Here is a 12,117-nt window from a genome sequence, read left to right on the forward strand (position 1 = left end):
GCCATCGAGACGTCACTCGGCAAGATTCAGCCTCTCGATCAATGGTTTGAAGACAGCTGTGTATCGGTCTGTCCAGACTTTCACATCCGCAGGAGACGATTTCAAGGGAACGGCGTTGATGGCTTCCATGCGAGTTTTGTATGCGTCGGAATCGACACATTTGACCGTTGCATCGCCCAGTCGCTTCAGAACAGCGGGCGGAGTGCCTGCCCTTGCGACGAGTGCCAGCCATCCGGGCAATGCCATCTCCTTAGAGCCAGTGAGCTCCACAATCGTCGGAATCTGTGGAAATGCTTTGTCGCGAGTTTCCGTGTAAATCGCCAGGGGAATCATTCGGCCGTCCTTGATCAAGGGCGCTGCCGTACCTGAAGTGACGGTCATGATTTGAATCTGGCCGCCCATCAGCGCAGTGACGGCAGCCCCCTCTCCGACGAAGGGAACATGCGTGCCGTCCACTTTAAGTTGCTGAGCCACGGCGGCGGTCAGCAGATGGGCCGGACTTCCCTTTCCAGGCGAGCCGAAATCGATGCCTCCGTTGGCTTTTTTTGCGACGGTCGCAATGTCGGCATACTGCTTGATGCCACTTTGCACGCTGGCGACGAGCAGCAAGGGCGAGGTGCTCAAAACGGTGATGCCGTCGAAGTMCTTCTGCGGGCTGTACGGAAGCTGCTTGTAAATGTAGGGCGTGATCGTCATCTGCGACATCCCCACCGTCATGACGTTGTATCCATCTGCGGGCTGGCTCTTCAAAAAGTTCGTGGCGAGCACGCCGTTGGCGCCTGGCTTGTTGAGAATCACGATAGGCTGGCCCAACTCCCTGGACGCACATTCTGCCCACACGCGGCTGATGGCTTCCGACTGGCTACCCGGAGGTTGCTGAGCGATCAGTTGGATTAACTTGGTGGGATAAGGCTGGGCTTGCGCATGAAGGCTGATGGCACCCAATGCCAGAGCTGAGGTCAAGAGTTTTGCGGCGGCGACTAGGCGGCGAAGGTTCACGTGTTCCAAGATATGTCCTTAATAGTTATGAAAAACCGTGATACGGCTCAACCGCGGGATACCCTGCCGCCTTTTTTTGGCCTTCGGCAACCGAGTCGTTCACAAGTCTCCGAACCAAATGCTAGAAGGCCGACCGCTGCATGGCAAACGGATATTATTGTTGGAGGCCCTCAAAAAATTGATCCATGCGCCATCTACCCTCCACCACTGCGCTTCGATGCTTTGATGCGAGTGCCCGTTTGCTCAGCTTCACCAAGGCAGCGCAGGCGGTGAACCTGACACAAAGCGCGGTCAGCCACCACATCCAGGTACTCGAGCGGGAACTGGGCGTCGAGCTGTTCGAACGCGACCGAAGCGGCCTGAAGCTGACAGCCAGCGGTCAGCGCTACTGGGAGGACACTTCGACGGTGCTGCACCAACTGCAGCGAGCTGCAGTTCGCGCGGTGGCCGAGGACCAGGCTTGCACCCAGCTGAACATCGCGGTCGCTTCGGCCTTTGCCAATTACTGGCTCATGCCACGGCTGGGCAGTTTTGTGGACGACAACCGGGACATCATTCTCAGCCTCACAAACCGCGTCGATGCGCAGAACGTTTTTGTGGGAAATGAAGACGCCGCCATTGAGTTATGTGAAGGCGCGACGCCAGGCATTGAGGCGCGAGAGGTGCTGTCTCTGGTTTACAAGCCTTACGCCGCCGCCGCCCTGATCGAACGATCTGGCATAACGCTCACCACTGGCGAGGCACTGCCTGAAGGTGCGTTGACGCATCTTTTGTTGAATTTCCCTTTGATCAGAACCAGCATGGCTGGCGCCTGGAAAGCCTGGCTTGCGGAAGCGGGCCTCGGCGGCGAAAGGCTTGCTGAAAAGGCAGAGCATGGCCCTGTCTATGCGCAGGCATCACTTGCGCTAACGGCCGCAATGAGCGGCATAGGAATTGCGTTGCTGCCGAACTATATCGCCCGCAGCGCAACGGAAACAGGCCAACTGGTGCGTTTGAGCGAGATCGGATGGCGAGCCAATCGGTCCTACTTTCTCAGGTGGCCGTCAAAGCATTCCGGAGCTGCTGCTCTGATGCGATTCAAAGCGTGGGTTCTTAGCCAGGCAGAGACCGAATAAACCAGTACGTGTTTGCGACTTTAATTGCGCGGAGTATCAGAATCAACGGAATTCAACAGCCATTCGACGGTCACGCTCTTTGCAAGATTGCGGGGCTTGTGGTGATCACATCACATCGCTTCGCGATATGAGTGCGCCCCCAAACCAAAAACCTGGCGGCTTCGCCGGGCGGCATTTCATGCCGCCCAAATCCGTCACTCTACGGTGACGGATTTAGCCAGGTTTCTTGGTTTGTCCACATCCGTCCCCCGMGCCACTGCCGTGTGATACGCCAGCAACTGCAACGGCACCACATGCAGCAGCGGGCTCAGCGCGCCGTAATGTTCTGGCATGCGGATCACGTGCAGGCCTTCGCCGCTTTCGATGTGGCTGTCTGCGTCTGCCAGTACATAAAGGACGCCGCCGCGGGCGCGGACTTCCTGCATGTTGCTTTTGAGTTTTTCGAGCAGCGCGTCGTTGGGGGCGACGCAGACGACGGGCATCTCGCTGGTGACTAACGCCAGGGGGCCGTGTTTGAGTTCTCCGGCCGGGTAGGCCTCTGCGTGGATGTAGCTGATCTCTTTGAGCTTGAGGGCGCCTTCGAGCGCGATGGGGTAATGCAGGCCGCGGCCCAGGAAGAGTGCGTTTTCCATTTTTGCGAAGTCTTCCGCCCAACTGATGACCTGCGGCTCCAGCGCCAGAACTGCCTGCAAAGAGGCGGGCAGATGGCGCATGGCTTTGAGGTGGCCGGCTTCTTCTTCGTCGCTGAGCTTGCCCTTGCTTTGGGCCAGTGCCAACGTGAGCAGGAAGAGGCCTGCCAGTTGCGTCGTGAACGCCTTGGTGGAAGCCACACCAATCTCCACACCGGCGCGCGTGATGTAGGCGAGCTTGCATTCACGCACCATGGCCGACGTTGACACGTTGCAGATGGTGAGGGTTTGCGTCATGCCCAGGCTTTGCGCGTGGCGCAGTGCGGCCAGGGTGTCGGCGGTTTCGCCGCTTTGCGTGATGGTGACGACGAGTGATTTCGGGTTGGGCACTGAAGTGCGGTAGCGGTATTCGCTGGCCACTTCGACTTGGGTGGGGATGCCGGCAATCGACTCGAGCCAGTACTTGGCGGCGCAACCGCTGTAGTAGCTGGTGCCGCAGGCCAGGATAAGGACCGAGTCGATGTCCTTGAAGACGCGGTATGCCTCATCGCCAAAGAGCTCGGGCACGATGCCTTCGACGCCTTCGAGCGTGTCCGCAATGGCGCGCGGCTGCTCGAAAATTTCTTTTTGCATGTAGTGGCGATACGGGCCCAGCTCTGCGGCGCCGCTGTGGGCATGCACGGTTTTGATTTCGCGCTGGACGGCTTTGCCTTCTTTGTTGAGCACCCAGTATTTGCCCAGCTGGATGTCGACCATGTCGCCTTCTTCAAGGTAGACGATCTGGTCGGTCACACCGGCGAGGGCCATGGCGTCGCTGGCCAGGAAGTTTTCGGTCTTGTCTTTGCCGACGCCCAATATCAGCGGCGAGCCGGCGCGCGCGCCGACGACGCGGTGCGGCTCGTCCTTGCAGAAAGCGGCAATCGCATACGCGCCGTGCAGCTGCGCCACCGTGGCCTTGAGGGCTTCAAACAAATCGCCGTCGTACAGGCTGTCCATCAGGTGCACGATGACTTCGGTGTCGGTCTGGCTGTCGAAGACATAGCCCTTGGCCTTGAGGCCGGCGCGCAGCTCTTCGTAGTTTTCGATGATGCCGTTGTGCACCAACGCGACCTTGCCGGCGCGCGCCGTGGCGCCCGCGCCGCTGCCGTGGCTGAAATGCGGATGTGCGTTGTGAACGGCCGGCGCGCCGTGGGTGGCCCAACGGGTGTGGGCGATGCCGGTGCCGCCTTCGAGCTTGTCCGCGCTCACCTGTTCCTGCAATTCGGCCACGCGTGACGTGCTGCGAGCGCGCTTCAGTCCGCCGGCGTACACGGCGACGCCGCAGGAGTCATATCCGCGGTATTCAAGGCGCTGCAAACCCTGCACCAGGATGGGAACGATATTTCGGGTCGAAACGGAAGCAACGATGCCACACATGAAGGTCTCCTGAAGATCAATGCGGTGATGCTACGGATTTACGGTTTTCTGATGCGATCTATTTTCTATAATTAATGGAATTTAATTTCATTCATACTGTGTAATTGAATTAAATTTCATTTATATTCTCTTAGTGGAACAAATAGCCATTGATGATATCGACTTGAAGCTGCTCGACAGCCTGCAAACCGATGCATCGCTGAGCAACCAGGCGCTGGCCGAACGCGTCCATATCTCGCCGCCAACCTGCTTGCGCCGCGTGAAACGCCTGCGCGATGCCGGGCTGGTGGAACGAGAAGTCGCCCTGCTCAGCCCCGACAAGCTGGCCACCATGACCGGCCACGGGCTGACGGCCCTGGTTGAAATTACGCTGGACCGCCAGGGTGCCGAACAGCAGGAGGCATTTGAGGCACGCGTGGTGCAGGACGACGCGGTGCAGCAGTGCTACCGCGTCTCCCCCGGGCCGGACTTCATTCTGGTGGTGCATGTGGCCGACATGCCGCGCTACCTGGCGCTGGCGCAGCGGCTTTTTACCAGCGATGCCAATGTGCGCAACGTGAAGGCGTTCTTCAGCACCCGGCGTGCAAAATTTCAGCCAAAAGTGCTTCTAGGCCAATAAGGACGCGCGCAAGCAGCTATTAAAACAATAGCAATACGACTCAGGCAGCGGCGGGGCCAACCTATTGGCCGGGCTTCGCAGGCTGCCGGGTCTGTTTGAGCAACACCCACGCCATCAGCCCCAGCGCCAGGGCGCCCACCAGCAAGACGCCCCACAACACCAGGGTCCGTGTCGGGACGCCCTGGCTGGCTGGCTGCGCCGCCACCAGCGGGCCGGCCGCACCGGCGCTGCCACCGGTGATGTCTGCTTTGGACACATCGGCCTGGGCAACAGGCAAGGCGTTTTCCTGTTGGGCCTTGTAGCCGGGGATCAGGCTGGCCATGGGCAGGAAGGCGCCGGCGGCCCCGGTGGAACTGGCCAGGCCCGCTGCCAGCGTGAAGGGGCCTTGCCCGCTGGCCAGAAAGATCAGCTGCGCCGGCTCAAACTGCAGGACGATTTCTGGCGCGGCGGCAAACCCCGGTGTCTTGAGGTYGGCTTCGATCTTTATTTCACGCACCGACGCGCCCTGCAGTTCGACCGGGCCGCTGGTCTGTTCTTTGCCTGCGGTGGTCATGCGGTAGACGACGGCGCTGGCCAGCAGCGCCCAGGGCTGGTTGCGGTCATTACGGCCCAGCACGCGGATGGGCACCAGCACATTGCTGCCCTGCGGCGTGATCTTCAAAGCGGCCACGGGCGTGGCAAATGGCAACGCAAAAGTCAGCTCATGTGGATTCGCCAGCACCGGGGCGGCCATGGTGGCGCTCACGCGCTGGCGCAGGGCCGTGCTGCGGGATGTGACCAGCGTGGCGCCGCGCAGTGTGACGGCGGCCTCGCCCCAGGTGATGCGCAGGTAATGGTCTTTCAGATCCGCCATGGAAAGCGCCAGGCTGTTGTCGCCCAGGCTCGCGGCCGTGGCAGAAGCATCAGCGCGGTACAGCACGGTGTCGGCCAGGGGCTGCCAGTTCTTCAGGTCTTTACTGACCTGCACGTGAAAGCTGACGGGCTGACCCACAGGCAAGTCGGCGTCCAGCGTCATGCGGGCCGCTGGCGTGGTGACGCTGCGCGTGTCGAGCAGCGCGCCCAATACCTTTTGCGCGGAAGCTGCGCTTGCCGTGCTTGCGCCGCTGGTATTGAGCTGCACTACGCGCCGCCCCTGGCGCTCTTCAATGCGCAGCGACAGGCCCTCCAGGCCGGCAGTGCCTGCGGCACCCAGAATCGGATAAGCGGTGAGCTTGACCTGCTGCTCCTGCGTGGCCGTTTCCGCGGCGACATTGGCCAGCGCCATCGGCACCGGCTGGCCCGCCGCATTGAAGAGGCGCAGATCGGCATAACCGGCGCTTTGCAGCCGCACCAGGGCCTCGGCGGGCACCAGCAGCCGCTGCAACGGCGCGTCAGGTGCCAGCGTAACGGGCATGCGAACGGCGTACGACTTCGGGCTGCCGGCATCCGCGGCGTCGGCGGCCAGCACCACCAGCGGCGCTGCGAGCACCGCGGAAAAAGCCAGCTTCAATAAACGCAGGTTGATTTTCATGACTGGGCTTCTTTCAGGTCACCCGCATCCGCGGGCAAGAGATCTTCCGAAGTGGCACCAAGAGCGGCCTTGGGCGGCAGCGGCGCAAAGTAGCCCACCACCAGCATCAACACACCCACCACGATGAACGCGATGATTCGCTCTGCACCGCCGGCATTCGACAGGTCAATCAGCAGCAGCTTGACGACCACCAGGCCCAGCAGGCCTGCGCCCACCAGCCACAGCGGCCGCTGCACGCGACGGTGCGCCAGCACCATCAGCGTGAGCGCCAGCAGCGTCCACAAAATTGCATAGCCGGTTTGCACCACGAAGCTGCCGAACAGCGCGTCGGCATCCCAGCGCACGCCGAAGAAATGGTGGGCGATGCGCAGCCAAACGGTGTTGACGGCGACAAACACCAGCAAGGCCAGGGCCACCAACGCATTGCGGCCAGTCACCCAGCCCGCATTGCCCGGTGGCGGCGCAGCCGTCACCAGCACGCGGCGCCAGAACACCAGGGCGCCCAGCGCGAGCGCCAGGGTCAGGTCGGTCGGATTAAGCAGCGGGATATAGGGCAGCGGCGCGGTGCGGCCCGAGGAAGTGACAGCGGCGGCCAGAGCCCCCCAGAACACCAGCACCGCCAGCGGCAGGGCGGCATACCAGTAGTAAGCCTGGGCATGTGGATTGAGGGGCCACCTGGCGCCCTGGCGCAGGGCCGCGCTGTTAGCTCGCCCCGCCCACACCGCCAGCAGCATCAGCACCGCGATGGCGCTGACCAGCAGGACCACGCCGGCCCACGAAGTGCGCCAGAGCTCGGCCTTGCCGATACCCGACCACAGGCAGTCCGCCAGGAGGAAGGTCACCAGCCACGCGCTGGCCGCATGCAAAAAGCCATAGGGTGACCGGGCGTCAATGCCCGCTGGCGTAGACAGGGCCAGCGCCTGGCGGTCAGACTGCCGCAGCATCCAGTAGTGCAGCACCAGCACTGCCGGCCACACAGCCCACGCGGGCGTAGCGAGCACACGGTAGCCTTGGCCTGCCTGCGCCACATAACCCAGCGCCAGCACGCCGACAGTGATGCGCGCGGGCCAGGTCGCCACCGCCCACTGCTTCTTCAGGCCCAGCACCATCGACAAGGCCGCGCTGGCCACCACCGCCAGCATCATCAGCAGGCCGGTGGTGCGGTCACTAAAGGCCTGCTGGGGAAAGCCATCTGCCTCCAGCGCAGGCACACGGCGGTTGATTTCCAGCAACCAGGCCAGGCACCAGAAGAAAAAGCCGTAGAGGTAAACAGGCACGCTGAGCTTCGACTCCACGCCGGCATAGGCCTTGGCCCACGAAGACTCGCTGTGCGGCAAGGGCCGGCGTAGCCACCAGGCCAGTTGCAGCGCCGGCAGCGCGATCAGCATGGCGCCGATGAAGGCCGGGTTGCCAAACGGAATGGCCGAGACAGGGTTGCCCAACGCGCCTGCGTCATCAAGCCCGCCCAGAAACGCCATGGCGGCCACGCCCTGCAGCAGCAAGCCAAACGCGCGCGGCATCCAGCGCGCCTGCCGCATGCCGACCCAGAACGCGCCCGCACCTTCCAGCGCCCAGACAGCCGAAGTCCACTTTGCATCGAGTGCCAGCGGCACCGCCAGCGTGGCAAAACCCACACCCACCGCAATAAAGCATTCAATCAGCAGGCGGTAGCTGGACAGCGCCCGGCGTACCAGCACCATCGCCGTCACCAGGTACAGCGCGGCAAAGCCCAGCGCCGAAAAGGCCGTGCCCAGTTCCATGGTGCGCACCAGCCCGGCCTGTAGGCCGAAGCCCACCAGCGGCGTGCCGAACACCAGCATGGTGTCGACGGCGTTGCCGAGCTTCGTGGGCGTGTTGCGCGCATAAAGGATGGCGGCGAAAAGATAGATCAGCACAAAGCCGATGAGGAAAGGCTGGGTGCTGGCGTAGTGCTCAGGCGTGTACTTCAGGACGCCCCAGGCCGTGGCCACGCCGAAGGTGGCGATAAAGCCCACCACGTTCAGGATGCGCCACGAACGCTTGTACGCAATGAACAAAATGGCCAGGTTCAGCACCGAGTAATAGCTGAAGAGGCCCACATGGCTGCCCTGCCCCGTCGACAGCAGAATCGGCACGGCGAAACCTCCGGCGAATGCAGCCACCGCCAGCGCCCGCGAGTTCTGCAGCAAGGCCAGTGCGCAGCTGAGCGCGCACACCACAATCATCAACCCAAAGGCAGGCAGTGGTTCCAGCAGGCCGTACATGCGGAAGGCCGCAAACACCGTGAGGTACATCACCGCTACACCGGCACCCTGCAGTGCCAGCGCAAAGCCGGGTTTCTCGGTGCGCTTGCGAAAGCCCACGGCCAGCAACGCAATCGCCGCGGCGGCGATGGCCGCCAGGCGGAATTCCACCGGGAAGAGCCCTGCCGATGCCGCGTAGCGCGCCAGGAACGACAGGCCGATGAACAAAATGACCAGCCCGACTCGCACGATGGTGTTGCCGCCCAGGAACCAGTTTTTGGCGGCGATCAGGGCCAGCTCGATGGCGTTGGGCGGGGCCGGTGTGTAGGCGGGCCGCGAAGCGGGCGCAGCCTGAGCGCGCGGCAGGCCGTTCGGGGCCAGCTCTTCTTGCAGGGATGCCTCTTCGTTGCTGACCGCGCTGAGCGTACTGGCCGCCGCTGGCGCCATGGTTTGCGGCGCAGCGGGTGCACGCGGTGCGGTCGATGCCGCGACTGGCAATGGAGAGGTATTTTCAAATTCCCTGAATCCGTCGTCGTCCTCCGCAGCCTGAACGCTGCCGCGCGGCATGGCAGGTGGATGTGGTGCCGACGCAGTCGCCGCCCTGACCTGCGGCGCATGCTTTTTGTGTGCAGCCTCGACTTCGGCACGCACGGCCCAGCGCAAGGAAAGGCCGGCGAACAAACCGAGGAATCCCCCCAGGAAAACGCCGAAATCGCCATAGCCCGGCCAGAACCAGCCCAGCACGGCACCCCAAACAATGCTCCAGATAATCATGACCCCGGCCTCCCTGTTGTTTTCCGTGCTGCGATGGTGCGGCAGCCTGCGCAATGGGCTGATGGTACTTGATGGGCCCCTTCCGCAATCACCCGCAGGCACCCGGTAGCGCTTGTGACATGGAGCCAGCCAGCTTGTTGCAAAACCCGCCGCCGCACCATTGACCCGCGCCATTAATTTTTGACAAAACCAGCCACAACTCAATCAGGACAAGCGCAAGCAGCTATGAAATAAATAGCACCTGAATCAACGTACCGTGGTTCCTTCGCTTGCCGTATTCCAGAAGGCGCGTGCCAGCGGCGAGAGTTTTGCCACATCCAGGCAGGCCAGCCCCACCGTTCGGGGTTGCGGCGGCGACAGGGGCCGGTAAACCACGCCCTTGGGTGCATCGGGCAACGCCAGCCGGGCGGCCACCGACACCGCCAGGCCCTGCTGCACAAATTGCAGGATGGAAATGATCTGCGTGAAGTGGTACAGCACCTTGGGCAACGCAATGTTTTTCTGCAGGATGGGCACGATGACCGGGCCGCAACCGGCTTCTGTCAGCACGAAGTCCAGCCCCGTCAGCGCAGTGACCGGAACGGCCTTGAGTTTGGCCAAAGGGTGCCTGGCCGGCAAGATGGCGACAAACTCGTCCTGCACCAGCGGCAGCACTTCAAAGCGCTCGTCAGGCACAACGACAAAACCCAGCTCCACCCGCTTTTGCAGCAGCCAGTCGTCCACCACTTCGTCGCTCTCCTCTTCAATGCGCACCTGCGCGCCCGGGTGGCGCTTCTTGAATGCCGCCAACAGCGGCGGCAACAGGTTGACGGTGGACGTGGGCCCAAATGAGCCGATGCGCAGCGTGCCGGTCTTCAGTTCGCGGGCATCGCCGAGCTCCTGCGTCATGGTGGCGGCCAGCGCGGTCATCTCGCGGGCGCGCAGCAGCAGGCGCTCGCCAGCATCCGTCATGGCCACACCCGAAGCATCGCGCTGCGCGAGCTTGACGCCGAACTGCGTTTCAAGCGCGCGCAGCGCATGGCTGACGGCCGACTGCGTCGTGCCCAGGCGCATCGCCGCGCGTGAAAAACTGCGGCATTCGTCGAGGGTGATCAAGACTTCAAGTTGGGCAAGCGTCATAGCCGGTTCAACAAACGTTAAGGGGGTACGCGGGCGAGGATGAGTAAACACTCATTTGATAGTGAGTCATTTAGCAGTTAATCTCATGCATCAATCTAACCGATGCCAGCCATTTTTTCCATCAAAACCGCATGACCGCTACCGCAGCCGCCACACCTTCACCTTCACCTTCACCTTCACCTTCACCTTCACCTTCACCTTCCGCCACAGCGCCTTTGCCGAGCATCGCCCCCACCGCTCCGCCCGCCGGTAAAACCCTTCTGGGGCTGTACCTGCGCCTGATCTGCGTGCCTTTTCTATGGGGCGGCACTTTCATCGCCGGGCGTGTCATTTCAGCCCACCTGCCGCCCGCCACCGCGGGTTTCATACGCTTTGTGTTTGCCACGCTGGCCCTGCTGGTGGCGCTGCATTTCACAGAAGGCCTGCGTGCGCTCACGACACTGTCGCGCCGCCAGCTGCTGGGCACGATGGCGCTGGGCGCCACCGGTATCTTTATTTACAACCTGCTGTTCTTCACGGCGCTTTCCGTACTGCCGGCGGGCCGCACCTCGCTCATCATTGCCTTGAACCCAGTGGTCACGCTGCTGCTGGCGGCCACATTCCTGGGCGACCGGCTTTCGCCGACGCGCTGGCTGGGCGTAGCCCTGGCGTTGCTTGGCGTGTGGATTGTCGTCACCCGGGGCGACCTCTCGCAAATCGCACAGTCGCTCGGCAAGGGAGAGTTGTCGATGTTTGGTGCGGTGTGCGCCTGGGCCGTGTACACGCTGCTGGGCCGCAAGCTGTTGCAGGGCCTGTCGCCCGTGCTGGCCACACTCTGGGCCGCCATCTGGGGCACGCTGTTCCTGGGCCTGCTGGCCCTGCGCGACATCTCCAGCGTACAGGCCGAATCATTCACCCCTGAAGTGTGGGCCGGCCTGGCGTTTCTCGGCGTGCTCGGCACCGCGGTGGCTTTTGTCTGGTACTACGAAGGCCTGCGCCAGCTGGGCGCTGCGCGCACCGTGGTGTTCAACAACCTGGTGCCGGTATTTGGCGTGTTGCTGGGTTGGCTGATTTTGGGAGAGCCCTTGAGCATCAGTTTGCTGGCGGGTGGGGCGTTGGCGATTTTTGGGGTGTTTTTGGTGAATCGGGTGAAGAGTTGAGCTTGTGTTGATTTGATGGGCTCTCTCTCTGCTGAGAGCTGCTGGCCGGGGTTGCCCGGCATGCAACTCACTTTTCTTTGCTTCGCCAAAGAAAAGTAAGCAAAAGAAAGGCGACCCTGCTGTCTGCGACCCCTGCGCTTCGCTGCGGGGCAACCTGCGGTGCTCGGTTCAGGCGGGGTCTCGCTCGAACTCGCTTCGCTCAGACAATCGCGATCCCTGATCCGCCTGAACCTGCGCTCCTCGGCGCAGACAGAAGGGGGCTTGCGGGAGCGGGACCGAATACCAAAACCCAAGACCAATACCAACAAGTACTCGCCATGGCGAGTACTTGTTTCTTCAGGTGTTCGGGTTCTGGTATTCGGTTGTTGGCTGTTCGGTATTCCTCTGCCACCCCCTTGTGGATGCGCCGAGGAGCGCAGGGCCAGACGGATCAGGGCAAAAACTTGTTTGAGCCGCAGGCGAGTTGTTTTTGACCCCGGCTGGACCGAGCACCGCAGGTTGCCCGCAGCGAAGCGTAGGGACGCAGGAACCAGGGTCGCCTTTTCTTTGCTTACTTTCTTTTGGCGAAGCAAAAG

8 protein-coding genes are annotated in these 12,117 nt (G+C 62.3%); 3 read left to right on the plus strand and 5 right to left on the minus strand.

Annotated features, from left to right (window positions below):
• Window positions 1-12 precede the first annotated feature (12 nt).
• Window positions 13-999: a Bug family tripartite tricarboxylate transporter substrate binding protein gene (locus tag AC1D0Z_RS10940; protein WP_477658281.1), complete on the minus strand. Its 987-nt coding sequence runs from the start codon at window positions 997-999 to the stop codon at window positions 13-15.
• A gap of 185 nt (window positions 1,000-1,184) precedes the next feature.
• Between AC1D0Z_RS10940 and AC1D0Z_RS10945 the strand changes: the two genes are divergently transcribed.
• Complete coding sequence (locus tag AC1D0Z_RS10945; RefSeq protein ID WP_477658274.1) at window positions 1,185-2,114, plus strand: LysR family transcriptional regulator; 930 nt, start codon at window positions 1,185-1,187, stop codon at window positions 2,112-2,114.
• A 194-nt stretch (window positions 2,115-2,308) separates the two neighbouring features.
• Here the strand turns inward: AC1D0Z_RS10945 and glmS are convergent, their stop codons facing one another.
• Window positions 2,309-4,159 (minus strand): glutamine--fructose-6-phosphate transaminase (isomerizing), encoded by a 1,851-nt coding sequence (glmS, locus tag AC1D0Z_RS10950; protein ID WP_477658275.1) that lies wholly within the window; start codon window positions 4,157-4,159, stop codon window positions 2,309-2,311.
• A 133-nt stretch (window positions 4,160-4,292) separates the two neighbouring features.
• Between glmS and AC1D0Z_RS10955 the strand changes: the two genes are divergently transcribed.
• Window positions 4,293-4,778 carry an Lrp/AsnC family transcriptional regulator gene (locus AC1D0Z_RS10955; protein WP_477658276.1) on the plus strand — a complete coding sequence of 162 codons (486 nt, stop codon included), beginning with the start codon at window positions 4,293-4,295 and terminating at the stop codon, window positions 4,776-4,778.
• Between the two features lie 61 nt (window positions 4,779-4,839).
• On the opposite strand, the gene AC1D0Z_RS10960 is transcribed toward AC1D0Z_RS10955, so the two are convergent.
• From AC1D0Z_RS10960 to AC1D0Z_RS10970, 3 genes are all read right to left on the minus strand, one after another.
• Window positions 4,840-6,288 carry a DUF3999 domain-containing protein gene (locus AC1D0Z_RS10960; protein ID WP_477658277.1) on the minus strand — a complete coding sequence of 483 codons (1,449 nt, stop codon included), beginning with the start codon at window positions 6,286-6,288 and terminating at the stop codon, window positions 4,840-4,842.
• Window positions 6,285-9,284 (minus strand): DUF2339 domain-containing protein, encoded by a 3,000-nt coding sequence (locus tag AC1D0Z_RS10965; protein ID WP_477658278.1) that lies wholly within the window; start codon window positions 9,282-9,284, stop codon window positions 6,285-6,287. Before AC1D0Z_RS10965 ends, AC1D0Z_RS10960 begins: the two co-directional genes overlap by 4 nt.
• 246 nt (window positions 9,285-9,530) lie before the next feature.
• Complete coding sequence (locus AC1D0Z_RS10970) at window positions 9,531-10,403, minus strand: LysR family transcriptional regulator (protein ID WP_477658279.1); 873 nt, start codon at window positions 10,401-10,403, stop codon at window positions 9,531-9,533.
• Window positions 10,404-10,534: 131 nt separating this feature from the next.
• Here AC1D0Z_RS10970 and AC1D0Z_RS10975 point away from each other — a divergent pair, with 131 nt between their 5' ends.
• Complete coding sequence (locus AC1D0Z_RS10975) at window positions 10,535-11,542, plus strand: DMT family transporter (protein ID WP_477658280.1); 1,008 nt, start codon at window positions 10,535-10,537, stop codon at window positions 11,540-11,542.
• The last annotated feature ends 575 nt before the right edge of the window (window positions 11,543-12,117 follow it).

The sequence above is a fragment of the Polaromonas sp. P1_E3 genome (genome assembly GCF_056405935.1).

Excerpts from the sequence above, each read along its gene's own strand:
- AC1D0Z_RS10970 (WP_477658279.1), bottom strand. The coding sequence starts at position 10,403 with ATGACGCTTGCCCAACTTGAAGTCTTGATCACCCTCGACGAATGCCGC.
- AC1D0Z_RS10945 (WP_477658274.1), top strand. The coding sequence starts at position 1,185 with ATGCGCCATCTACCCTCCACCACTGCGCTTCGATGCTTTGATGCGAGT.
- AC1D0Z_RS10965 (WP_477658278.1), bottom strand. The coding sequence starts at position 9,284 with ATGATTATCTGGAGCATTGTTTGGGGTGCCGTGCTGGGCTGGTTCTGG.
- AC1D0Z_RS10975 (WP_477658280.1), top strand. The coding sequence starts at position 10,535 with ATGACCGCTACCGCAGCCGCCACACCTTCACCTTCACCTTCACCTTCA.